The organism is Pantoea sp. 18059, assembly GCF_902706165.1.
In the GTDB taxonomy this organism is placed as follows: Bacteria; Pseudomonadota; Gammaproteobacteria; order Enterobacterales; family Enterobacteriaceae; genus Pantoea; species Pantoea agglomerans.
In genome coordinates this window covers 506,229-529,508 of sequence record NZ_CACSJS010000001.1, presented here as the reverse complement: position 1 = coordinate 529,508, position 23,280 = coordinate 506,229, and the positions used below count along the sequence as shown (strand labels likewise).

Here is a 23,280-nt window from a genome sequence, read left to right as displayed (position 1 = left end):
CATTGTTAATAACATGACCCAGACAGGCGAACAGTTAACCGCACAGCGCGAACGCTGCGCGGTTAGTGTTACTTGAAAGCCTACTGTTTCTTCTTAGGAGCGAGCACCATGATCATCTGGCGGCCTTCGATCTTCGAAGGGAAGGATTCGACAATGGCCAAATCCAGATCTTCACACAGGTCTTTACGGACGCGGTTAAGCACTTCCATACCGATCTGCTGGTGCGCCATCTCACGACCGCGGAAACGCAGCGTGATTTTGGCTTTATCGCCTTCTTCCAGAAAGCGAATCAGGTTGCGTAGTTTGACCTGATAGTCGCCATCATCGGTTCCAGGACGGAATTTGATTTCCTTAACCTGAATAACTTTTTGCTTCTTCTTCTGTTCCTTAGAAGATTTGCTTTTTTCATAGAGGAACTTGCCGTAATCCATGATGCGGCAGACCGGCGGTTCGGCATTCGGGCTGATTTCGACTAAGTCGCCGCCCGCTTCCTCGGCTTTTTCCAAAGCTTCGCGTAATGTGACAATGCCAATCGGCTCGCCATCCATGCCTGTTAAGCGCACTTCAGTTGCGCGGATTTCACTGTTGATTTTGTTCGGACGCGTCGGTAGTACTCGTTTTCCGCCTTTAATACTTTATTCCTCCAATTGTTGAAGATTTCGGCTGCGAATCTCTTGTTGAAGTTTCTCAACAAACACATCGACATCCATCGACCCAAGGTCTTTACCACGGCGGGTGCGAACGGCAACTTTGCCAGATTCCACCTCTTTATCACCGCAGACCAACATATAAGGGACGCGACGTAATGTGTGCTCGCGGATTTTAAAGCCTATCTTCTCATTTCTCAAGTCTGCCTTCACACGAATGCCAGCATTCTGCAGCTTACGCGTCAAAGACTCAACATATTCTGCTTGTCCGTCGGTAATATTCATTACCACGACTTGCAGCGGTGCCAGCCAGGTTGGGAAGAAACCGGCGAATTCTTCGGTCAGAATACCGATGAAACGCTCCATTGACCCCAGAATCGCACGGTGAATCATCACTGGCGTCTGACGATCATTGTTTTCACCCACGTAGGTTGCTTCAAGGCGTTTTGGCAGGGAGAAGTCTAGCTGAACTGTTCCGCACTGCCAGGCGCGATCAAGACAATCGTACAAAGTAAACTCAATTTTAGGACCGTAGAACGCGCCTTCGCCTGGCTGGAACTCAAACTCAATATTGTTTTCGTTCAGCGCCGCAGCCAGATCTTCCTCGGCACGATCCCACATCTCATCCGTACCGATGCGCTTCTCAGGACGGGTGGATAACTTCACCACAATCTTTTCAAAACCGAAGGTGCTGTACATGTCATAAACCATGCGGATACAGCTGTTCACTTCGTCACGCACCTGCTCTTCAGTACAGAAGACGTGTGCATCATCCTGGGTAAAGCCACGAACACGCATCAGGCCGTGCAGTGCGCCTGAGGGTTCATTACGGTGACAGCTGCCGAACTCTGCCATACGCAGCGGCAGGTCACGGTAGGATTTCAGACCCTGATTAAAGATCTGAACATGCCCAGGACAGTTCATCGGTTTGATGCAATATTCACGGTTCTCAGATGAGGTGGTGAACATTGCTTCTTTATAGTTTTCCCAGTGCCCGGTTTTTTCCCACAGGACGCGATCCATCATGAATGGACCTTTAACTTCCTGGTACTGGTACTCTTTTAACTTGCTGCGGACAAACACTTCCAGCTCGCGGAAGATGGTCCAGCCGTCATTATGCCAGAAGACCATGCCTGGTGCTTCTTCCTGCATGTGGTAGAGATCCAGCTGCTTACCAATCTTACGATGGTCACGCTTCGCCGCCTCTTCCAGACGCTGCAGATAGGCTGCCAGCTGCTTTTTGTCTGCCCATGCGGTGCCATAAATACGCTGCAGCATTTTGTTGTTGCTGTCGCCGCGCCAGTAGGCACCGGAGATCTTCTGCAGTTTAAAATGATGGCAGAACCGCATGTTCGGCACGTGCGGACCGCGGCACATGTCGACATATTCTTCGTGATGATACAGGCCAGGCTTATCGTCATGGCTGATGTTTTCATCAAGAATGGTGGTCTTGTAAATTTCGCCGCGCGCCGCAAAGACGTCGCGAGCTTCCTGCCAGCTGACCTTCTTCTTCACCACACCGTAGTTGGTTTCAGCCAACTGATGCATGCGTTTTTCCAGCAGGTCGATATCTTCCTGGGTCAGGGTACGATCGATGTCGACATCATAATAGAAGCCGTTATCAATGACCGGGCCAATCGCCATTTTGGTATCCGGCCACAGCTGTTTAATCGCATGCCCTAACAGGTGCGCACAGGAGTGACGGATGATTTCCAGACCCGCTTCATCTTTAGCGGTAATGATCGCTACGGCGGCATCTTCAGTGATGGGATCAACAGCATCAACCAGTTCACCGTTAACACGGCCAGCGATACAGGCTTTCGCCAGACCAGGACCGATGTCCAGCGCAATATCCATCACACTGACAGGGCGGTCAAACACGCGCTGGCTGCCATCAGGAAGCGTAATTACAGGCATTTCATATCCTTATTTGCAGTGGTAAGCCACACGAAAGCCTACATGCAACGTAATGTAAAATTAGTGACCTGGCGTGATATCAGACCCACATTGTCGGAATGTCGCCAGGATTTCAGTGCGGGGCCGATGATAGCAGTTTTCCCCGGCGAGAAAAACCCATGCCTTTTTCGCTAAGCCCTGGAGAAATCAAAAAAAAGCGGCCTGACACACTGTCAGGCCGCTGTGAATGCTGCTGCAAAAATGCGCTTACATAGCGTAAGAGAGCATGATTGAGGTTTTGGTATCGGTGCGATCAGGTGCCGATTCCGCCGGATTGTTGTTCCAGCTGACGTTGTAAGCCAGCTTCAGCGCGAAGTGGCTGTTGATCGCCACCTGCAGACCAGTTTCGGAGTTCACCGTGGTGTCTTCTCCGAAGCTGCTCAGCACTGACACGCCCTGAATAAATTTAGTGGTGTCGGTCAGCTGCCACTGATAGCTGACTGCGCCATAGCCCAGCGCTTTGGTCTGATGACCACCCGCGTGATAATCGTCATAACGTACACCCGGACCCAATTCCGCACGCAGCGAGTGCACCGGTCCATTCAGAATCTGACGACCGTAACCGGCTGTCAGCACGTCGCGTGAATCGTAACCATTGAAACGATCGCTTAACCAGCTCGCCTGTCCAAACAGGTAGTCATACGAGTTGAGGTTGTAACGTGAACGACCACCGATGTTGTATGTTTCAGAAGAGCGCTCATCGTTTGACGAGGTGTTGGCTGCGTTACCCCACAAGCTGTAAGCCATAGATGACTGATACCAGGTCATATTGGTCTGAGCCGTCATTGATGAACTGGTGGTGTTACCGGTTTGCGCCAGATATCCCGCAGCAGCAGAACCTTCAAACGGCTTTTTAGCTGTTGAAGGGTCATCCATTGACGTAAATACGGCGTTATCGGCCATTGCCTGGTGACAAAAAGCTCCGGCGGAGAGCAAAAGAACAGCAGACAGCTTGTTATAGGCTTTCATTAAATGTGATCCGTGCGACTGTTTAAAAAACGGAGAGTCTGAAGCGTTTTGCCGGGCATTCAATGCAATTTACGGTAAGTTTTGTAAAAAATTATTAACTTACACAAAATGCCTGGAATCGCCCTGACAACCCCTGTTAATTGGGACTCATCTTATTAACGTGGCGCATTATAGTGCTGCCCAAATGAAAAGCCAGACGCAACGGCAGAAGATTTTTACGTTATGCTGCTGGCTCCTGACACGAATTTACGCTATGCATCACGTCACACACGCAGCATCTCCTTCATAATTCGCCTGATTTTTCACCATGGTCTACGCTCAGTTCAGTTTCCCTTCCCCGGAGGTGCCTCATGAGCAACACCTTAACCCGCTATATCGTGACCTTTCACTATCAGGAGTCGGGCTTAAGTGACATCCTGGAACTGACCAGCGCAATGACCGCCGCAGGTTTCACGACCACGATGACAGATGACGACGGCCATCCACATGAACTCGGTACGAACAGCTATGGCATCGTCAGCACGCTGGAGGCTGAGGAGCTGCGTCAGCAGGTCACTGCGGCCGGTGAAAGCGCGCTGGGTCAGGAACCCGAGGTGACCGTCACGACCTTCGAAGAGTATCTGCGCGATGCTGCCGATCATCGCCCTGCCACCTCAGCGCCAGAATAAAGGGTGCAATTGCGCGGTTTTTGGTGAATATTTACGCAATACAATCGAACTTACGCAGCGAATAACGAGGATAGCCCAATGTGGTCAGCCATTAGTCGTCTGTTAAGCGAGCAGTTAGGCAACGCCGAAATCACTCAACGTCACGCCCTCGCGGGGGGTGATATCCATCCCACCTGGCAGATCCGCTACGGTGATCACGACGTCTTCGTCAAAAGTAACAGCCGCGATATGCTGTCGCTCTTTACCTGGGAAGCAGACCAGTTGGATTTGCTGGCGCGCACCGGCACGGTTCGGGTGCCTAAAGTCTATGGTGTGGGTCATCATCGCGAGGAGAGCTTTCTGCTGCTGGAATATATCAGGCCACAGCCGCTTGATGAGCAGAGTGCATATCAGCTCGGTCAGCAACTGGCGCATCTGCATCAGTGGAGCGAGCAGACGCAGTTCGGCCTCGATTTCGACAATAACATCACCACGACGCCCCAACCCAATAGCTGGCTGCGCCGCTGGTCGGTTTTTTTTGCTGAACAGCGCATTGGCTGGCAGCTGCAACTGGCAGCGGAAAAGGGAATTCAGTACGGGGATACAGAGCTGATCGTTGCCTGCGTGCAGCGGGTGCTCGCGTCACATCATCCGCAGCCGTCGCTGTTGCATGGCGACCTCTGGCCGGCTAACTGCGCCAGCAGTGAGAGTGGCCCCTGGCTGTTCGATCCTGCCTGTTACTGGGGCGACCGTGAGTGCGATTTAGCCATGCTGAGCTGGTACCCTGACCTGCCTCGCCAGATTTACGACGGTTATCAGGCGGTGTGGCCGTTACCGGATGGTTTTTCGCAGCGTCTGCCGGTCTACCAGCTCTACTATCTGCTCAACCGGGCTAACGTCTTTGGCGGGCACTGGCCAGGCGATGCACAGTTCGCCATTGGCCAGTTGCTGGATGAGGATGCGCTGGGCGCCAGTCAGGCCAGACCGGCCTGACAAAGCTCGCGGTCAGATAAAGCCCAGCAGCGACAGCGCAAAATAACCGGCTATCGCAATCACCACCGGCAGGACATAGAGCGGGAAGATCTGCAGGAAGATGGTGTGGCGAGGTACGCGCACCTTCTCTTCCAGTTGCTGACGGCTACGCCCTTCACTGCCTTTTGCCTGCTCCAGAATCATCTGATCCTCAATGCCTTCTTTGACGTGACGCGCCTGACGTCCCATCCGCGCGCCTGACGACTCCAGCGCCAGCCCGACAAAAATCAGAATGTAGATTAGCCAGAAACCCAGGTTCATCTGACCGTTAAATTCCGGTACCGGCGAGTTATGCCAGAAGACATTCAGGAATGGCGTGTTAAAGCGCAGCATGTCGACGATGACGTGGACGAAATCGAGCATGACGGCATCAATGCCTGGCTGCTTTTCGCTATGCTTAAACATAAAGCTCAATACAGAAATAATGGTCGACAGCAGCGCCACTAAAAAGAGCACCCAGCCTGCCACTCGCTTGAGGATGGCGATACGGCCAGCCTGTTGATAGGTCATAATATCTCCTGAACCCGGAATCCAATTTGCCGTCAGTTTACCTGCCAACGGTGAAATTTCCCAAATAAAGCGTGGCCTGTCGGGCAGAGCGTGCGCCAGCAAAGAATGATGTTAAGGTAAAGCTGACTTTAAAAGGAGACCCCTGATGCCTTATCACCGCCCTGTCCTTGCCGCCCTGTTTGATATGGATGGCTTACTGATCGATTCTGAGCCTCTGTGGGATCAGGCTGAGCTGGATATCTTTTCAACGCTGGATGTTGACCTGTCACGTCGCAGTGAAATGCCCGATACCTTGGGTCTGCGCATCGATCAGACTGTACGGATGTGGTACGAAACGCTGCCCTGGCATGGCCCCTCTCAGCAGGAGGTCACTGAGCGGATTATTACGCGCGCCATGACGCTGGTGGATCAGACGCGGCCACTGCTGCCGGGCGTGGAAACGGCGCTGCAACTGTGCCGGGAACAGGGGCTGAAAATCGGCCTTGCCTCCGCATCACCGCTAAAGATGCTGGAACAGGTGCTGGAGATCTTCAATCTGCGCCCTTATTTCGACGTACTGGCTTCAGCAGAAGCGCTGCCCTACAGCAAGCCCCATCCGCAGGTCTATCTCAACGCCGCCGCCAGCCTTGCGATCGATCCGCTCAACTGCGTCACGCTGGAAGATTCGTTTAACGGCATGATAGCCACCAAAGCAGCGCGTATGCGATCGATTGTGGTGCCCGCCGCTGAACACCGTGACGATCCCCGCTGGACGCTGGCGGATGTCCGGCTGGACAATCTGACCCAGCTTAGCCTGCAGCATCTGCAGGGATAATAACAGCCCGCTTATGGCGGGCTTTTTATTGCCTGTTGCACCTGCCACTTGATCTGACCCGCAAAAAATAAAACAACGTTTCATTTTTATTGAATTCCCATCCCGCTCTGCCTAAGATGCCAAAAGCGTCCCCGTTTGGGGCATGAATAACCTGACCTGCAGAGAGGCCTGAGATGGACGTTCGTCAAAGCATTCACAGCGATCACGCTAAGCAACTCGACACTGAAGCACTGCGCCGCGAGTTCCTGATTGAGAAGATATTTACTGCCGATGATTACACCCTGACCTACAGCCATATCGACCGCATCATTATTGGCGGCGTCATGCCGGTGAATAATCCGGTCACTATCGGTGATGAGATGGGAAAACAGCTGGGCGTCGCTTATTTTCTTGAACGCCGCGAGCTGGGCATGATCAATATTGGCGGCCCGGGTCTGGTAGAAGTTGACGGTAAAGCGTGGGAAATCGGTCACGAAGAGGCACTTTACATCGGCAAAGGTGCGCGCAACCTGCTGTTCCGCAGCCTGAACCCGTCACAGCCGGCCAAATTCTATTACAACAGTGCGCCAGCACACAGCACCTTCCCGGACAAGAAGATCACGCTGCAGGAAGCGGCCACCGCGACGCTGGGTGATGCCGCGACCTCCAATCGCCGCACCATTAACAAATTTATCGTGCCGGATGTGTTGCCCACCTGCCAGCTCACCATGGGCTTAACCAAACTGGATGAAGGCAGCCTGTGGAACACCATGCCCTGCCACACCCACGAACGCCGCATGGAAGTCTATTTCTACTTCGATATGAGCGAAGAGTGCGCCGTCTTCCACATGATGGGGCAACCGCAGCAAACCCGCCATCTGCTGGTACACAACGAGCAGGCGGTGATCTCACCCAGCTGGTCAATTCACGCCGGTGTCGGCACCCAGCGTTACACCTTTATCTGGGGCATGGTGGGTGAGAATCAGGTCTTTGATGACATGGACCACGTCAAAATCAGTGAACTGCGCTGAGCAGAGGAGAAATACCATGGTACTGAGTACGTTTAACCTGGAAGGTAAAGTCGCGCTGGTGACCGGCTGTAATACCGGTTTAGGGCAAGGTATGGCGCTGGGTCTGGCCCAGGCGGGTTGTGATATCGTCGGCGTTAATCGTGATGGCCCGGATGATACCCAAAGTAAAGTGGAGGCGCTGGGTCGCCGGTTCTGGCCGGTACAGGCCGATCTGATGCAGACCAGCGTGGTGGCCTCAGTGGTTGAACAGGCGCTGGCCGCTGCCGGTAAAATTGACATTCTGGTCAACAATGCCGGCATTATCCGCCGTGAGGACGCACTGAATTTCAGTGAGCAGGACTGGGATGACGTGATGAATCTTAACAGCAAGAGCCTGTTTTTCCTGTCGCAGCAGGTTGCCCGTCAGTTTATCGCGCAGGGTAATGGCGGCAAGATCATCAATATCGCCTCCATGCTCTCCTTCCAGGGCGGTATCCGGGTGCCCTCTTATACGGCGTCGAAAAGTGCCGTGATGGGACTGACCCGTCTGATGGCGAACGAGTGGGCGAAACATGGCATTAACGTCAATGCCATCGCTCCCGGTTACATGGCCACCAACAATACGGAACAGCTTCGTAATGATGAATCGCGTAGTGAAGAGATTCTGGGCCGTATTCCGGCAGGCCGCTGGGGCGTGCCGGATGACATGATGGGCCCGGTAGTCTTCCTGGCCTCTTCCGCGTCTGACTACGTGAATGGCTACACCCTGGCGGTGGATGGCGGCTGGCTGGCGCGTTAATCTTACTGGCGGACAGTGTTTCATCGCTGTCCGCCTTGTTAATAATATTCATGCTTCGTTACAGCGTCACATGTTCTCATTTACTGGATAAATCCCTATACTGGATGCATCGACAGTTTTCTTTGCAACCAGGTTCTATCATGACGGGCGAAGGCCACATCATTTTTGCCATTGCCAGCGCTATCTTTGCGAAGCGTGCTGAGCTGACACCGGTGCTGGCGCAGGCCGACTGGTGGCATCTTGTTCCCTCAGCGCTGCTGACATGTCTGTTGCCCGATATCGATCACCCTAAATCTCTGCTGGGACAGCGGCTGCGCTGGCTCTCTCATCCTATTGCGCGCGCGTTCGGCCATCGCGGCTTTACCCACAGTTTGCTGGCGATAGCCGCCGGTTTATGGCTTTTTCAGATAAACCTGCCCCAGTCGTCGCCGATACCGCCTGATGTCCTGCAGGGTCTGACGCTGGGCTACCTTAGCCATATTGTGGCCGATATGCTGACGCCTGCCGGGGTTCCGCTGCTGTGGCCCTGCCGCTGGCGCTTCCGGCTGCCGATTCTGCGCAGCCAGAAAGGCAACCAGCTTGAGCGGGCATTGTGCCTGGGACTGGTGGGATATGCGCTCTGGTTTCCGGTGGGCATGCCATCTTTTGGTGCAAACGGCTGGCCGTCACAGCTGTTCGATACGCTACAAAATGGCGTCGGACGGTTGATTTCCAGTCATACTGCACAATAAATCAGCACAAAACGCCTTTAAGTTATAAACCATGCCATTTGGATATAAGGCACCCTCTTCGCCTGCTGTTACCATTCCTGCTGTCTTAATTCGTGATTAACATTATGCGGCCTTTCCAGAGCGAAAGGCCGCATTACTCTGGAGTTTCAGTATGGACCTTCCTCTTACGCTTAATATCGTAGCCTTTGTGGTGCTGCTGGTATTGCTCTCTCGCTTCAGCCGTCAGAACTGGAGCCTGTCGAAAAAAGTGCTGACCGGTCTGGTAATCGGCGTACTGTTCGGCCTGGTTTTGCAGTTGATCTACGGCGAAAACAGCGCAGTGGTCAAAGAGTCTATCAGCTGGTTTAACATCGTCGGTAATGGCTATGTCCAGTTGCTGCAGATGGTCGTAATGCCGCTGGTGTTCGTTTCCATTCTGAGTGCGGTTGCCCGTCTGCATAACGCCTCGTCGCTGGGAAAAATCAGCGTACTGACGATTGGCGTACTGCTGTTTACCACCGCGATCTCGGCGCTGGTCGGCGTCTTCGTGACCGGCCTGTTTGGCCTGAGCGCTGAAGGTCTGGTTCAGGGCGTGCAGGAGACTGCGCGTCTCAGTGCGATCCAGAGCAACTATGTCGGCAAAGTGGCTGACCTGACCGTGCCGCAACTCGTGCTCTCCTTTATCCCGAAAAACCCGTTTGCCGATCTGACCGGAGCCAGTCCGACCTCGATTATCAGCGTCGTCATCTTCGCCGCCTTCCTGGGCGTGGCTGCACTGCAGTTGCTGAAAGATGATGAAGTTAAAGGTCAGCGCGTGCTGGTCGCGATCGATACGCTGCAGTCCTGGGTCATGAAGCTGGTGCGTTTAGTGATGAAGCTGACGCCTTATGGTGTGCTGGCGCTGATGACCAAAGTGGTTGCCGGTTCTAACCTGCAGGACATCATCAAGCTGGGCAGCTTTGTGGTCGCCTCTTACCTCGGTCTGGCCATCATGTTTGGTGTCCACGCCCTGCTGCTGTCGGTAAATGGTATCAACCCGATGCGCTTCTTCCGTAAAGTGTGGCCGGTTATTACCTTCGCCTTTACCAGCCGCTCCAGCGCAGCCAGCATTCCGCTGAGCGTGGAAACCCAGACCCGTCGTCTTGGCGTGCCTGAGTCGATTGCCAGCTTTGCGGCCTCTTTTGGTGCCACTATCGGCCAGAACGGCTGTGCCGGTCTCTATCCAACTATGCTGGCAGTGATGGTTGCGCCAACCGTCGGGATCAACCCGTTTGACCCACTGTGGATTGCGACGCTGGTCGGGATCGTGACGCTGAGCTCAGCAGGCGTTGCCGGTGTCGGCGGTGGTGCAACCTTCGCGGCGCTGATTGTCCTGCCTGCGATGGGCCTGCCGGTCACCCTGGTGGCGCTGCTGATCTCCATTGAGCCGCTGATCGATATGGGTCGTACTGCCCTGAACGTCAACGGTTCCATGACCGCCGGTTCTCTGACCAGTCGCTGGTTAGGTCTGACCGATAAGCGCGTCCTGGAAAGCGACGACAACGCCGAACTGGCGCACCGCTAATCTGCTTTGAACCTGGCGCGCCCGCGCCAGGTTATTCCCGCCCTTCTTCTCCATAATCTCCCCCATTAATGGCAACGCCGTTAAGAAAGCGTTAAGCATGGTAAACAGGCGAAAAATCGCCGCTTTAGTGCTTGTCTTTGCCGGGTAAAAAGCGAATTCTGCATCCAGTCTTATGAGGAGAACACCTGATGAAAAAGATAATCGCCTCGCTTCTGACGCTGACGCTTTTGACACCCGCTCTGGCTTTCGCTCATCCTGGCGACTGGGGCCCGCCGGGTGGATGGGATCGCCATGGCGGCCACGGGCCACACTGGGGCGGACCCGGGCCGGTGCGCTTTTTGCCTGAAGCCGCAACCGCGGTGCTGATAGGCGGACTGACCTATTATCTGCTCAATGGCAATTATTATCAGCGTCACGGCGATGAGTATGTAGTGACAGAGCCGCCTGCAGAGTCGCGGGTCAGCAGTGAAATGCGGGTACTCGACTTTAACGGCAAACGCTTCTATGTGCAGGCTGGCCACTTCTACCAGCGGCAGATAGATGGCGATTATGTTGAGGTGCCGCGCCCGGCAGGATTGTAGTCAGCGCCACAACGAAAAACGGCCCGTCATAATGACGGGCCGTTTGCTATTCAGGGGTGCTATGAGTTACTGCTGAACCTGCGGATCGGTGTCATATTCCGCACAGCTCTGGAAGCCGTAGTTCATGACACGGCCGGTGTCGTTATAGCTCACGAAGTAAGTCTGAGCTTTACCGTCGCGCTGACCCAGCACATAAGTCTGGCAGGTGCCGCGCGCGTGAACCATGGTGATTTCAGTAGAAGGCGTACCGGCGATCTGACGAACCTGATCACGGGTCATACCCTTTTTAACATCCTTTACCACTGGCTTAGTCACGTAGCTTTCCGCACGATCGTAAGTCGTACAACCAGACAGTGCAGCCAGCGTCAGCGCCGCAGCGATACATCCCATCACTTTATTCATCTTGTTGTTCCTCATTTATTGTCCATGTGGAAACAAGCCTGGAACATAAATGCTGATTTATCAAGTTTATGACGAACAATTAGTGGCCTGTCAAATGTCAGGATTTCGTAAAGAAGGCTGTTTTGCTGTCAACGCAGACGTATACTGCCCGGCAAAACAGGCACCCGATAGCGCCCCGTTTTCAGAGACCGCACCGTCATCCGCGCAGACGCAGATCGGCGTGAATGTCGCGTTACCGGACGCTGTTTTTCGCAGCCTTACCCGCTTTCTGTTTACCCCATCGCTGACAATCCCGAGGATAAATGACCCCTGTACACTCCAATCGCCTGGTTTATGCCATTACGCTGGGCCTGCTGGCCGCACTGGGCCCGCTCTGCATCGACCTCTATCTGCCTGCACTACCACAAATGGCCCAGGACCTGCACACCGAAACCGCTACCGCGCAGCTGAGTCTGACCGCCGGACTGTTAGGTCTCGGCTTTGGCCAGCTGCTCTTTGGCCCGATGAGCGATAAGTTCGGCCGCCTGCGCCCGCTGACCCTGTCACTGGTGTTGCTGTTTATCGCCTCGATGGGCTGTGCGCTGGCGCAGGATATTAACCAGCTGCTGCTGGCGCGGCTGTTCGAAGGATTAGCGGGTGCGGGCGGTGCGGTGCTGTCACGGGCGATTGCACGCGATATGTACAGTGGCCACGAGCTGACGCGATTCTTCGCTCTGCTGATGCTGGTCAACGGTCTGGCACCGATCGGCGCACCGGTATTAGGCGGCGTGCTAATGACGATTTTAAACTGGCGCGGCATCTTCATGGTGCTGGGCGGCATTGCCATTCTGCTGATCCTGCTGGCGCGCTGGAAGCTGCATGAAACCCTGCCTGAGGCACGCCGAAGTAAAGGATCAATATTCTCCGCCTACGCGGCATTGGGTCAGGTGATTACCCATCGCCCCTTCATGGGCTTCTGCCTGACCCAGGGGTTTATGATGTCCGGCATGTTCGCCTACATCGGTGCCTCGCCGTTCGTGCTGCAGCAACTCTATGGTCTTTCGCCTCAGGCCTTTAGCTTCTGCTTTGCGGCCAACGGGTTTGGCCTGGTGATTGCTTCACAGACCAGCGCCCGCCTCTGTCCATTGTGGGGCGAATATCGGGTGCTGAAAGGCGGACTGACGCTGGCCTTTGTCGCCTCCAGCCTGCTGCTGCTGGCCGCGCTGCTGCATGCTCCCTTAGCGCTGCTGCTGGTGGCACTGTTCTTTACCATTGCCAGCAACGGCGTTATCGCTACCACCGCCTCGTCCCTGGCGATGCAGAGTCAGGGCCATCGCGCTGGTAGCGCCTCCTCGGTGATTGGCGTCACGATGTTTACGCTGGGTGCGATTACCGTGCCGATTACCGGCATCGGTGGTACCTCGGTGCTGAGCATGTGCGCCACCATTTTTGGCTGCTTTATGACGGCGATTCTGATGTTTAGCGTGCTGGCGAAAAAACCGCTGCCGCAGGTAAAAACTCACTGATTTCGCAACGTTTCATGGTAATGAGTTACCGCTTTGGCTTGTTGTTTTCGCAAAGGCACGTTAGCTTTAATAAAACGTTCGCATCGAGCCGACAGGCCACTGACCTGAGGAGAAGTTCATGTCACTGCAGCAGGAAATTATTGAAGCCCTGGGTGTGAAGCCCACTATCGACGCTGACCAGGAAGTGCGTGTCAGCATCGATTTTCTTAAAGCCTACCTGAAACGTCACAGCGGCCTGAAAACGCTGGTGCTGGGGATCAGCGGCGGTCAGGATTCAACCCTGGCGGGCGCGCTGGCGCAGCGGGCGATCACCGAACTGCGTCAGGAGAGCGGTGATAACAACTACACCTTTATTGCCGTGCGTCTGCCCTATGGTGTGCAGGCGGATGAGCAGGATTGTCAGGACGCGCTGGCCTTTATCAAACCCGACCGTTCGCTGGTGGTAAACATCAAAGAGTCGGTGCTGGCCAGTGAGCGCGCGCTGAAAGAGGCGGGTATTACGCTTTCCGATTTTGTCCGCGGCAATGAAAAAGCCCGTGAGCGGATGAAAGCGCAATACAGCATCGCCGGCATGACCAAAGGCGTGGTGGTCGGCACCGATCACGCGGCTGAAGCCGTGACCGGTTTCTTCACCAAGTATGGCGATGGCGGCACTGACATCAATCCCCTGTTCCGCCTGAACAAGCGTCAGGGCAAGCAGTTGTTGAAACACCTTGGCTGCCCGGAGCATCTCTATCTGAAGAAACCGACTGCCGATCTGGAAGATGATCGTCCAGGCCTGCAGGATGAAGTGGCGCTGGGCGTCACCTATGAGATGATTGATGACTACCTGGAAGGCAAAAGCATCAATCCTGACAGCGCCCGTATCATCGAAGGCTGGTATCAGAAAACCGAGCACAAACGTCGTCCGCCGATCACGGTATTCGACGATTTCTGGAAGTAATCCTGCCCCTCCCTTGCCGCGGCAAGGGAGGCTTCTCTCACTGACTTTGTTGATCGCTGCATGCCTGCCACCGTTTCGCGCGCGACCCTCGTCGGGCTTGTCGCCATTCTGCTCTGGAGTACGACCGTTGGCCTGCTGCGCAGCGTCAGTGAAGCCTTTGGCGCCACCGGTGGTGCGGCGCTGATCTACACCACCACGGCGTGTCTGCTCTGCCTGACCCGGGGCCTGCCCAGACCTGGCGCAATGCCCGCCATCTACCTGTGGCTGGGGGGCGTACTCTTTGTCGGCTATGAAATCTGTCTGGCGCTGGCCATCGGGCTGGCCAGCGATCGCAGCCAGTCGCTGGAGCTGGGGATGATTAACTATCTCTGGCCCTGCCTGACCATCGTGCTGGCGATCCCATTTAATCAGCAGCGTTTCCGTGTCTGGCTGTGGCCAGGACTGCTGCTGTCGCTGCTGGGGATCGTCTGGGTAATGAAAGGCAGCGGCAGCGGATCGCCGGCGCTGTTGTGGCAGAATATGCTGCGCAACCCGGTCGCCTATGCACTGGCCTTTATCGCCGCCCTGACCTGGGCGCTCTACAACAATCTCACCCGCCGCTTTGCCCGTGGTTCCAATGGCGTCACGCTGTTTTTTATCATGACCGCCCTGGCGCTGTGGCTGAAATATGCCTTCAGCGATCACACTGTGCCGATGACCTTTACGCTGGTGCCGCTGCTGGAGGTGCTGTTTGTCGGGCTGTCCACCGCCATCGCCTATTCCGCCTGGAATCACGGAATTCAGCAGGGCAATCTGACGCTGCTGGCCACCGCCTCCTATTTTACGCCGGTGCTGTCGGCCCTGCTGGGATCGCTGTGGCTGGGCCTGACGCCGCCGCTGGCCTTCTGGCAGGGCGTGGCGATGATCACGCTCGGCTCGCTAATCTGCTGGCGGGCAACACGGTCTCTGTAACCAGACGGCTGGCGATCATTTCACCTGCCTGTTATGCTGTATGGACAACCAGTAAATGGAGTCCATCTTGGTCAGACGTTCTGCCATACTTCGCCCCGAACCCGACGCGAATGCAATTTATCAATATCCCGAACACCTGCGTGAATGGCTGGAAGGCCTGCCAAATCATCCTGGCGTCTATACCTTTCATGGCGAAAGTGAGTCGCTGCCGCTCTATATCGGTAAAAGTGTGAATCTGCGTTCGCGGGTGATGTCCCATTTCCGCACCCCGGATGAGGCGAAAATGCTGCGTCAGTCGCGGCGTGTAAGCTGGATCCCTACCGCGGGTGACCTCGGCGCGCTGCTGCTGGAAGCGCAGATGATCAAAACCCAGCAGCCGCTGTTCAATAAGCGACTGCGCAAAAACCGGCAGCTCTGTTCATTGCAGATTACCGACGGCAAACCGAATGTGGTCTATGCAAAAGACCTCGATTTCAGCCAGTCCCCCAACCTGTTTGGGCTCTATCGCAGTCGCTTCGCCGCGCTGGAACGGCTCAAGCAGCTCGCGGATGAGTATCAGCTCTGTCATGGCCTGCTGGGTCTGGAAGCGCTGAGTGCGGGGCGAGGCTGCTTCCGCTCGGCACTGCGCCGTTGCGCCGGGGCCTGCTGTGGAAAAGAGCCGGTCAGCGATCATCAGGATCGACTGCTGGAGGCGCTGGAAAACGTGCGGGTGTTCTGCTGGCCATGGCAGGGTGCCGTGGGGCTGGTGGAGGAAGGCAAAGAGATGACGCAGATCCACGTTATCGACCACTGGTTCTATCTCGGTTCGGTCAGCAGCATGGATGAGGCCAGAAAACTGCAGCGGCCCAAAGGCGGTTTTGATCACGACGGCTACAAAATCCTCTGCCGCCCGATTCTGTCAGGTGCCTACCCTATTCTGCCGCTATAAAAAAACCGCCGACGCTGCCCACTCACCTTCAGTGGACAGCGCCGGCGGTCTCAGACCGTTCGCTTAACGAGTGTTATTCAGCCGGTTCTGCTGGCGGTGCCATTTTGCCCTCGTGCGGGCCTTTCTCAGTCAGACGCTTTTCAAAGTTAGCGTTGTACTGTTTTTTCTGCTCCGGCGTCAGCACGTTATAGAGCTTGTTCTGGGTTTCCAGCATCTTCAGCGCATGCTCTTTGGCATTGGCGGACATCTTCTCTGCCTGTGCTTCTGCTTTGCTCTGATCGAAGCTGTCAGAGGCAATAATGCTGTGGGCCGCACGACGCTCGTCCAGTGACGGGCGTTTCATATCTTTGTGGCTCTCTTTCATGATGTCGCGCATCTGAGTTTTCTGCGCGTCGGTCGGGTTCAGACCTTTAAACATCATCTCCATGCCGTGGCGCATTGGCGGCTTGTGCATCGCTTTTTCGCTGCCTGCTGGCGGTGGAGTCAGGTTGTCAGCGGCTGCATGGACGGCGCTGGCTGCACCAAACGCCAGCGAAGAAGCCAGTAAAAGGGAAGTCAGTTTGCGCATAATAGTGTCCTTATAATTCATGATAATGACGACAGCACTCTGTCGCGTCTTCGGAAACAAGCATACGACGCTGAACGTCAACTACTCAGAGCCTGAGTAAAGCCGTGAAAGCATAAAAGATAAAAATCGGGCAATCATGAAGAGAATAAGAAGAAAGGCGTGAGGAATTGAAAATGTTTATGAATTTAAAGCGAATTTGGCAGAAATCATGGAGGAGTGTAAGGGTTACGACAGGAAAGCGGAAGCCGATCTTCCACTTTTCCTGTCGGTTTTTTAGCGCCGAGGGTCTGCGCTGTTAACAACCGCTATCAGACCGGCAGCGCCTGGGTCTGTTCGCTCTCTTCAATCAGCATCAGTCCGGCACGCAGCCCGGCGGCCACGTTGGGGTTAGGGAACAGCACATACTCCCGCGCCTGCTGCACGTAATAGCGGGTGCTACCATCTTCCGCCAGCAACGTCCCCTGTGGAAACGCGGTAAAGTTCAGCGTTTCCGGCGACATATGCAGCGTAAAGTGCTCACTCAGTCGGGTGATCTGCTGCGCGACCCGATAGTGACGCGGTCTAACCGCCGCCGCAGGCAGCGCTTCGCCATAGAGTAAAGACGCCAGCGCCTGCTGTGCCGCACTGAACTGACTGAGATCGTTTTCGCCAAACGGCAGCGCTTTGCCCAGCTCCAGGGTACAGCTGGCCGCACCGAAGTGCTCGCAGCTGAAGTGGGTAAAGGTGCCGCCCGGCGAGCGATGGAACACCAGCGCTTCCAGCCCGGCAGCGGCCAGCCAGTCAAGAAACGTGGGCGGCCAGGGGCGTTCATTATGCGGCATTACGCCGAACTGAGGATGATAAGAGCCACGAATAGCCGTGTGCATGTCGAGATGCCAGCGCGTCTCATCGCACTCGCCCAGCTGCCAGAAGGTCTCCAGCGCCTGCTCCAGCCGCAGCACGCGGCGTGCCTCATCACCATCATCAATCTGCTGCCAGCGTCCGCCAAACAGCCGGTTAATGTCATAACGCACATAGCGCTTACCGGTGCGTAGCGCTGAGGGATTACCCAGAATCACCAGCATGCGCTGCTGTAACGGCTTTTCGCCCCGCAGCAGCGGATTAACCAGCTGGTTCACCATTTCTACCGGGGCCGTTTCATTGCCGTGGATCCCGGCAGAGAGCACCAGCGCCTGTTTAACCGGCACCGTCGGCTCCATCAACAGTATGCCGTGATACAACCATTGCCAGCGAAGATGCGCCGTTTCACCACTACGCTTACGCGGCACCTCGCCGGAGAGCGTTTGCTGTAAAAAGTCCTGCATCGTTCCTCCTTTTCGCCCTGAGCAGGCGGCAGCCTGTGCTGCCCCCTCCTTCACTGCTGAAATGCATATACATTTCCTAAGTCTAGCAGCTTCGTCAGTTCATCCAGCGCGTCGCGTCCCTCACGCAGCAATTGTGGGTCGACCAGATCGGCCTGGGTCAGGCGATCGCGGTAATGACGGTCAACCCAGTTATTCAGCGTGCTGAAGAGCCGATCATTCATCAGCACCGCCGGATTCACTGCCTGCTGCTCCTGTGGTGTCAGCACCACCCGCAAACGCAGGCAGGCTGGACCACCCCCGTTATACATGCTTTCGCGCAGATCAAATACCTTCAGGGCTTTGAGTGGCGTGTCAGCCTCAACCTGTTCACACAGGTAGCGCCAGACACCCGGATGCTGACGTGACTCCTCCGGCAGCACCAGCATCATGGTGCCGTCGGGACGGCTCAGCAACTGACTGTTAAACAGATAGGTCTCCACCGCATCTTTCACTGACACCCGATTTTCCGGCACTTCCAGCGCCACAAAACCGGGAACGCGCGACCGAAGCTGCGCCAGCAGTTCAGGCTGATTAACAAAGGCGTGCTGGTGGCAGAAGAGCATCTGCTGATTACTTACCGCAATCACATCGTTATGGAACACGCCCTGATCGATCACCGCAGGATTCTGCTGCGCATACAGCACGCTTTCCGGTGAGAGCTGATGCAGACGGGCGACCGCCTCGCTGGCTTCCCGGGTCTGACGTGCCGGATAGCGCTGCGGGGCTTTGCCCTCATGGCTGCTGTCGCGGCCATAGACAAACAGCTGCACGCCGCGCTCACCCCAGGCGCCGCCCAGTCGGTTATGGTTCGCCGCTCCTTCATCGCCAAACATCGCCACCTGCGGCAAGGCATCATGCACCGCAAAATGGCGATCGTCGCGGAAGATGGAACGCAGCAGCCAGGCCGTTTCCGGCGCTTCTATCGCACGGTGGAATTTGTTGTTAAGGTTCGCCACCGTCAGGTGAACCCGGCCATCAAGGCTGTCCGCTGACGGCGAGACCGTGGCAGCATTGGCGACCCACATCGCCGAGGCTGAACTGACGGCGGAGAGTAATCCCGGTGCAGTTTTGCCGGCCGCAGCCAGCACCTGCTCATCGCTGCCACCAAAGCCGAGCTGGCGCAGCGCCGCAATATTGGGCCGCTCATGCGGCGGGATCACCCCCTGAACGTAGCCCATATCGGCCAGCGCTTTCATCTTGAGCAACCCCTGCTTTGCCGCCAGACGGGGATTCGACGGCTGCAGCTGATTGCGGGTCGAGGCTTCGTTGCCAAACGACAGCCCGGCGTAGTGGTGTGTTAACCCCACCAGCCCATCAAAGTTGGCCTCGGTTGCCTTCATGACGTCGTCTCCTGGGTGGAGAAATCGAGGCCCGGCGACAGCGTGGCGGGCAGCGTCAGGTCAGGCGTCTCCAGCGAGGCCATCGGCCAGGCGCAGTAGTCTGCCGCATACCAGGCGCTGGCGCGATGGTTGCCCGAGGCACCAATGCCGCCAAACGGTGCGGTACTGGCTGCGCCGGTCAGCGGTTTGTTCCAGTTGACGATACCGGCACGCGCTTCAAGCAGCAGCTGATCAAACTGCTGGCGTGAAGGCGAGATCAATCCACACGACAGGCCATAACGGGTCTGGTTCGCCAGCGCTATCGCCTCTTCAAATGTCTCATAGCGGACTACGCCTAACAGCGGACCAAAGACCTCTTCATCCGGAATGCCCTGCACGCCGGTTAAATCGATAATACCTGGCGTCAGGATGGCACTGTGGCGATCCGGCCAGCGCATTTCCAGCAGCACCTCGCCGCCCGCCTCAACCCGCCGTTGCCACTCACCCATAATCTTCTCTGCTGCGCCGGTGGAGATCACGCTGCCCATAAACGGCTGCGGTTCAGCATTCCAGGCGGCGGGTTGCAGTCGCCCCGCCACCTCAACCAGCCTCTGCAGAAACGCATCCCCTGCATCGCCGCGTCTGACCAGCAGACGCCGCGCGCAGGTGCAGCGCTGACCGGCGGTAATAAAGGCTGACTGCAACGTGATGTTGACAGCCGCATCAGTGTCCGCCGGATCTTCAACAATCAGGGCATTGTTACCGCCCATCTCCAGCGCCAGCATCTTTTCAGGCTGACCGGCAAACTGGCGATGCAGCTGATAGCCAGTATGGGCGCTGCCGGTAAACAGCAGGCCATCAATCTGCTGACAGTTGGCCAGCGCCTGACCAGTCTCACGTCCGCCCTGTAACAGTGCCAGCACGCCGGCAGGCAGGCCCGCAGCCAGCCAGAGCTCAACGGTTTTTTCGGCGGTCAGCGGCGTCAGTTCGCTGGGTTTAAATACCACACAGTTGCCCGCCAGCAGCGCCGGAACGATATGGCCGTTTGGCAGATGTCCCGGGAAGTTATAGGGACCAAACACCGCCAGCACCCCATGCGGGCGGTGGCGCAGGGAGCTTTCGCCTTCATGCTGCTCACCGGTGCGGCTATGGTATGCCTTCACCGAAAAGCCGATTTTGTTGATCATCGCGCCCACTTCGGTCAGCGCTTCCCAGCGCGGCTTGCCGGTTTCACGGGCAATGGTTTCCGCCAGCGCCGTTTTATGCGCCTCAAGCCCGGCGGCAAATTTCTCGACGATCGCCTGCCGTTCCGCCAGCGGGCGTCTGGCCCAGGCTGGAAATGCGTCGCGCGCCGCCTCACAGGCTGCGGTGACCTGAGCGGCTGAGGCCGCGTGGCCCTGCCATAACGTCTCCCCGCTGACCGGATCCGCTTTCGTCAGAATCTCAGCTTCACCGTCCAGCCATTGTCCATTTATCAGATGTGTCATGCTGTTTTCTCCTCTTTGCAGAGCGTCACCACGCGCAGGCTGTCGCCCGGCTGGCAATGGAGCGCCCGCATCTGTTCATCCGTGAGTTGCACGCTGTCGCTGTCAGCCTTTGCCGGAATCAGCGCCACACGGAACTGGCGATAATCGCTATTGGCAACCAGACAGAGCGGTGCATCAGCCGGGTTTTCGCCCCGTTCTGCGCTGCGCAGACGGCTTTTACGCACTGCACGGATATGATCGATATCGCACTCCAGCGTCGGGCCGCCATCAAAAATGTCGACATAATTGAGGTAGCGGAAGCCCTCTGCTTCCAGTACAGCCCGCGCAGGCGCGGTTTGCGGATGGACCTGTCCAATCACCGCCTGCGCTTCCGGTGTCAGGTAGTCGATGTAGAGCGGATGTTTCGGCATCAGTTCAGCGATAAACGATTTCTGTCCGGTGCCACTAAGGAAATCCGCTTTGCTGAATTCCATAGAGAAGAAGCGGCTGCCGACGCTCTCCCAGAATGGCGAATGGCCCTGCTCATCGCTGACGCCACGCATCTCGGCCACCACCCGGTTGGTGAAACGTTCACGGAAACTGGCCATAAACAGGAAGCGTGACTTCGACAGCAGATAGCCGTTTTTGCCATCACGGTAATCGGGATCGAGAAACAGCGTGCAGAGCTCACTGCTGCCGGTATGGTCATTACTCAGCGACAGAGTGGGCAGCGCGGCATAAACATTCAACTCTTTTGAAGCGTGCACCTGGGTACCGACGCGAAAGTTGTACCAGGGATCCTGCAGACCCACCGCCACCTCAATGGCGCAGATACCGACGGCGCGGTTATCTTCGCTGTCGGCCAGCACAAAGACATAGCCCTGTTCGGCACGTGGCAGAGAATCCTCCCAGGTCTGCAGCGATCGATCGATACGCGCCTGAAGCGTCGCGCTATCAACCGGCAACGAGGTCAGCCCGCCACCGGTTTTGCCCGCCAGCGCCATCAGCTGGCTTAAGTCATCGCGTTCAACCGGACGGATTACCATCATGATGTTGACCCTCGCACCAGGCTTTCACACACTTCGGCAAAGCGGGCCATGCCCAGCTTCACTTCCTGCTCACTGATATTCAGCGCCGGGGCAAAACGCACCACATTGGCACCCGCAATCAGCACCATGACGCCCATTTCCGCGGCGGCAAGGTTGATCGCTTTGGCTTTACCGGCAAAATCGTCGCTGAGCACCGCGCCAATCAGCAGGCCAAGACCGCGCACTTCTTTGAACAGGTGCAGACGCTGGTTGATCTCATCCAGTGCCGCCACAATCCACTGGTGACGTTCTGTTACACCCGCCATCAGTTCAGGCTGATTGATCAGCTCCATGACTTTACCTGCCACTGCGCCCGCCAGCGGATTGCCGCCATAGGTGGTGCCGTGGGTGCCAACGCCCATCACCAGCGCCAGATCTTCGCGCGTCAGCATCGCACCAATCGGGAAGCCGCCGCCCAGCGCTTTGGCGCTGGTGAGCACATCCGGCGTGACGCCATAATGCATGTAGGCATAAAGCGAACCGGTACGGCCAACGCCGCTCTGCACTTCATCAAAAATCAGCAGAGCCTGATGCTTATCACAGAGCTCACGCAATCCACGCAGGAACGCCGGATCGGCAGGCAGCACGCCGCCTTCACCCTGAATGGGTTCAACAATGACTGCGCAGGTATGGTCATTAATCAGTTCAGCCGCCGCAGCCAGATCGTTAAACGGGGCATGCTGGATCTCTGGCGGCAGCGGCGCAAAATCTTTTGAGTAAGCGGGCTGACCACCGGCTGTTACCGTAAACAGGGTGCGGCCATGAAATGCATTCTTAAACGCCACGATGCCACTTTTATGCGGACCGACACGATCATGCGCCACCTTGCGCGCCAGTTTCAGCGCCGCTTCGTTCGCCTCCGCCCCGGAGTTACAGAAGAACACCCGGTCAGCGAAGGTGGCATCGATCAGCTGCTTCGCCAGTCGCAGGATCGGTTCGTTGGTATAGCCATTACCGGTGTGCCATAAACGTGCGGCCTGTTCCTGCAGCGCCTGTTGTAATGCCGGATGCGCATGCCCTAACGCATTGACGGCAATGCCACCGGCGAAGTCGATATAATCTTTGCCGTTTTGATCCCAGACGGTGGAGCCTTCCGCGCGAACCGGTATAAAAGTCGCAGGCGCATAAACCGGCATCATCCATTGATCGAAATCGTGACGTGAAACGTGCAGTGCCATAACCCACTCTCCTGCTTTACTTTACCGGCCGGGTAAAGCTTATGTTTTAAAATTGTTAAAAGATGTTGTAGTGCAGCCCTACTGTAGAGTGCAGTTAACGTGCCAGCCAGAGAATTAATGCATAAAATGGTCTTCACGACGTAATATCAATGAGTTAGATGCTGACAATATTCACTTAATTTGCATATATAGTGAATAGTTGTCTGATTGCAGCGCCAGAACCGGGTTTTAAACAGCAGAATTATGCATTCACGGGATGAAATATCGCTTTTGTGATCGCTGATAAATTATCTCTCCAGAAAAGCCCCTCCACTGCCCTGTTTTAGCGCAGTTTGCCTCGCGATGGTGCAGCGATTACGCGGGGAACTCGC

Annotated in this window: 23 protein-coding genes; 12 read left to right on the top strand and 11 right to left on the bottom strand. The window is 56.0% G+C overall.

The window, feature by feature from the left end; translation table 11 throughout:
• Positions 1-80: 80 nt before the first annotated feature.
• From infC to GVJ63_RS02450, 3 genes are all read right to left on the bottom strand, one after another.
• A complete protein-coding gene (gene infC / locus GVJ63_RS02460; protein ID WP_029519030.1) occupies positions 81-632 on the bottom strand; it encodes a translation initiation factor IF-3 in 552 nt (183 codons plus the stop codon).
• Between the two features lie 3 nt (positions 633-635).
• On the bottom strand, positions 636-2,564 hold the full coding sequence (gene thrS / locus GVJ63_RS02455) for a threonine--tRNA ligase (RefSeq protein WP_159226374.1): 1,929 nt from the start codon (positions 2,562-2,564) through the stop codon (positions 636-638).
• A 246-nt stretch (positions 2,565-2,810) separates the two neighbouring features.
• On the bottom strand, positions 2,811-3,572 hold the full coding sequence (locus tag GVJ63_RS02450) for a YdiY family protein (protein WP_010245689.1): 762 nt from the start codon (positions 3,570-3,572) through the stop codon (positions 2,811-2,813).
• A gap of 350 nt (positions 3,573-3,922) precedes the next feature.
• Between GVJ63_RS02450 and ghoS the strand changes: the two genes are divergently transcribed.
• Positions 3,923-4,240, top strand: a complete 318-nt coding sequence (ghoS, locus tag GVJ63_RS02445; RefSeq protein WP_159226373.1) for a type V toxin-antitoxin system endoribonuclease antitoxin GhoS — start codon at positions 3,923-3,925, stop codon at positions 4,238-4,240.
• 78 nt (positions 4,241-4,318) lie between these two features.
• On the top strand, positions 4,319-5,212 hold the full coding sequence (locus GVJ63_RS02440) for a fructosamine kinase family protein (protein WP_033757473.1): 894 nt from the start codon (positions 4,319-4,321) through the stop codon (positions 5,210-5,212).
• Positions 5,213-5,224: 12 nt separating this feature from the next.
• On the opposite strand, the gene GVJ63_RS02435 is transcribed toward GVJ63_RS02440, so the two are convergent.
• A complete protein-coding gene (locus GVJ63_RS02435) occupies positions 5,225-5,761 on the bottom strand; it encodes a YniB family protein (RefSeq protein ID WP_010245694.1) in 537 nt (178 codons plus the stop codon).
• 145 nt (positions 5,762-5,906) lie between these two features.
• Between GVJ63_RS02435 and hxpB the strand changes: the two genes are divergently transcribed.
• The 6 genes from hxpB (at position 5,907) to GVJ63_RS02405 (ending at position 11,218) form a co-directional block, all read left to right on the top strand.
• Positions 5,907-6,575: a hexitol phosphatase HxpB gene (gene hxpB, locus GVJ63_RS02430; protein ID WP_010670023.1), complete on the top strand. Its 669-nt coding sequence runs from the start codon at positions 5,907-5,909 to the stop codon at positions 6,573-6,575.
• A gap of 173 nt (positions 6,576-6,748) precedes the next feature.
• On the top strand, positions 6,749-7,585 hold the full coding sequence (gene kduI / locus GVJ63_RS02425; RefSeq protein WP_159226372.1) for a 5-dehydro-4-deoxy-D-glucuronate isomerase: 837 nt from the start codon (positions 6,749-6,751) through the stop codon (positions 7,583-7,585).
• A 16-nt stretch (positions 7,586-7,601) separates the two neighbouring features.
• Complete coding sequence (kduD, locus tag GVJ63_RS02420; RefSeq protein WP_010245706.1) at positions 7,602-8,363, top strand: 2-dehydro-3-deoxy-D-gluconate 5-dehydrogenase KduD; 762 nt, start codon at positions 7,602-7,604, stop codon at positions 8,361-8,363.
• A 140-nt stretch (positions 8,364-8,503) separates the two neighbouring features.
• Positions 8,504-9,094 (top strand): metal-dependent hydrolase, encoded by a 591-nt coding sequence (locus GVJ63_RS02415; protein ID WP_010245708.1) that lies wholly within the window; start codon positions 8,504-8,506, stop codon positions 9,092-9,094.
• A 151-nt stretch (positions 9,095-9,245) separates the two neighbouring features.
• Positions 9,246-10,637 (top strand): L-cystine transporter, encoded by a 1,392-nt coding sequence (locus GVJ63_RS02410; RefSeq protein ID WP_010670021.1) that lies wholly within the window; start codon positions 9,246-9,248, stop codon positions 10,635-10,637.
• A gap of 188 nt (positions 10,638-10,825) precedes the next feature.
• Complete coding sequence (locus GVJ63_RS02405) at positions 10,826-11,218, top strand: DUF6515 family protein (protein WP_010245714.1); 393 nt, start codon at positions 10,826-10,828, stop codon at positions 11,216-11,218.
• 66 nt (positions 11,219-11,284) lie between these two features.
• Here the strand turns inward: GVJ63_RS02405 and osmE are convergent, their stop codons facing one another.
• Complete coding sequence (gene osmE / locus GVJ63_RS02400) at positions 11,285-11,620, bottom strand: osmotically-inducible lipoprotein OsmE (RefSeq protein WP_010245718.1); 336 nt, start codon at positions 11,618-11,620, stop codon at positions 11,285-11,287.
• A gap of 302 nt (positions 11,621-11,922) precedes the next feature.
• Here osmE and GVJ63_RS02395 point away from each other — a divergent pair, with 302 nt between their 5' ends.
• The 4 genes from GVJ63_RS02395 to cho all read left to right on the top strand — a co-directional run bounded on the left by GVJ63_RS02395 (position 11,923) and on the right by cho (position 15,947).
• Positions 11,923-13,125 (top strand): multidrug effflux MFS transporter, encoded by a 1,203-nt coding sequence (locus tag GVJ63_RS02395; protein ID WP_010245720.1) that lies wholly within the window; start codon positions 11,923-11,925, stop codon positions 13,123-13,125.
• A 118-nt stretch (positions 13,126-13,243) separates the two neighbouring features.
• Positions 13,244-14,068 (top strand): ammonia-dependent NAD(+) synthetase, encoded by an 825-nt coding sequence (gene nadE / locus GVJ63_RS02390; protein ID WP_050679945.1) that lies wholly within the window; start codon positions 13,244-13,246, stop codon positions 14,066-14,068.
• Between the two features lie 60 nt (positions 14,069-14,128).
• On the top strand, positions 14,129-15,019 hold the full coding sequence (yddG, locus tag GVJ63_RS02385) for an aromatic amino acid DMT transporter YddG (RefSeq protein WP_010245726.1): 891 nt from the start codon (positions 14,129-14,131) through the stop codon (positions 15,017-15,019).
• A 67-nt stretch (positions 15,020-15,086) separates the two neighbouring features.
• Positions 15,087-15,947 carry an excinuclease Cho gene (cho, locus tag GVJ63_RS02380; RefSeq protein ID WP_010245728.1) on the top strand — a complete coding sequence of 287 codons (861 nt, stop codon included), beginning with the start codon at positions 15,087-15,089 and terminating at the stop codon, positions 15,945-15,947.
• A gap of 73 nt (positions 15,948-16,020) precedes the next feature.
• Here the strand turns inward: cho and spy are convergent, their stop codons facing one another.
• The 6 genes from spy to GVJ63_RS02350 form a co-directional block, all read right to left on the bottom strand.
• On the bottom strand, positions 16,021-16,515 hold the full coding sequence (gene spy / locus GVJ63_RS02375; RefSeq protein ID WP_159226371.1) for an ATP-independent periplasmic protein-refolding chaperone Spy: 495 nt from the start codon (positions 16,513-16,515) through the stop codon (positions 16,021-16,023).
• A gap of 308 nt (positions 16,516-16,823) precedes the next feature.
• Entirely contained in the window at positions 16,824-17,819 is a 996-nt protein-coding gene (gene astE, locus GVJ63_RS02370) for a succinylglutamate desuccinylase (protein ID WP_010245734.1), read from the bottom strand.
• Positions 17,820-17,869: 50 nt separating this feature from the next.
• Positions 17,870-19,198, bottom strand: coding sequence for an N-succinylarginine dihydrolase (astB, locus tag GVJ63_RS02365; RefSeq protein ID WP_010245737.1), 1,329 nt, complete (start codon positions 19,196-19,198; stop codon positions 17,870-17,872).
• Positions 19,195-20,664: a succinylglutamate-semialdehyde dehydrogenase gene (gene astD, locus GVJ63_RS02360; RefSeq protein WP_010245740.1), complete on the bottom strand. Its 1,470-nt coding sequence runs from the start codon at positions 20,662-20,664 to the stop codon at positions 19,195-19,197. The genes astB and astD overlap by 4 nt, the downstream gene beginning before the upstream one ends.
• Positions 20,661-21,692, bottom strand: coding sequence for an arginine N-succinyltransferase (astA, locus tag GVJ63_RS02355; protein ID WP_010245743.1), 1,032 nt, complete (start codon positions 21,690-21,692; stop codon positions 20,661-20,663). Before astA ends, astD begins: the two co-directional genes overlap by 4 nt.
• Positions 21,689-22,909, bottom strand: a complete 1,221-nt coding sequence (locus GVJ63_RS02350) for an aspartate aminotransferase family protein (protein WP_010245746.1) — start codon at positions 22,907-22,909, stop codon at positions 21,689-21,691. The genes astA and GVJ63_RS02350 overlap by 4 nt, the downstream gene beginning before the upstream one ends.
• Positions 22,910-23,280 lie beyond the last annotated feature (371 nt).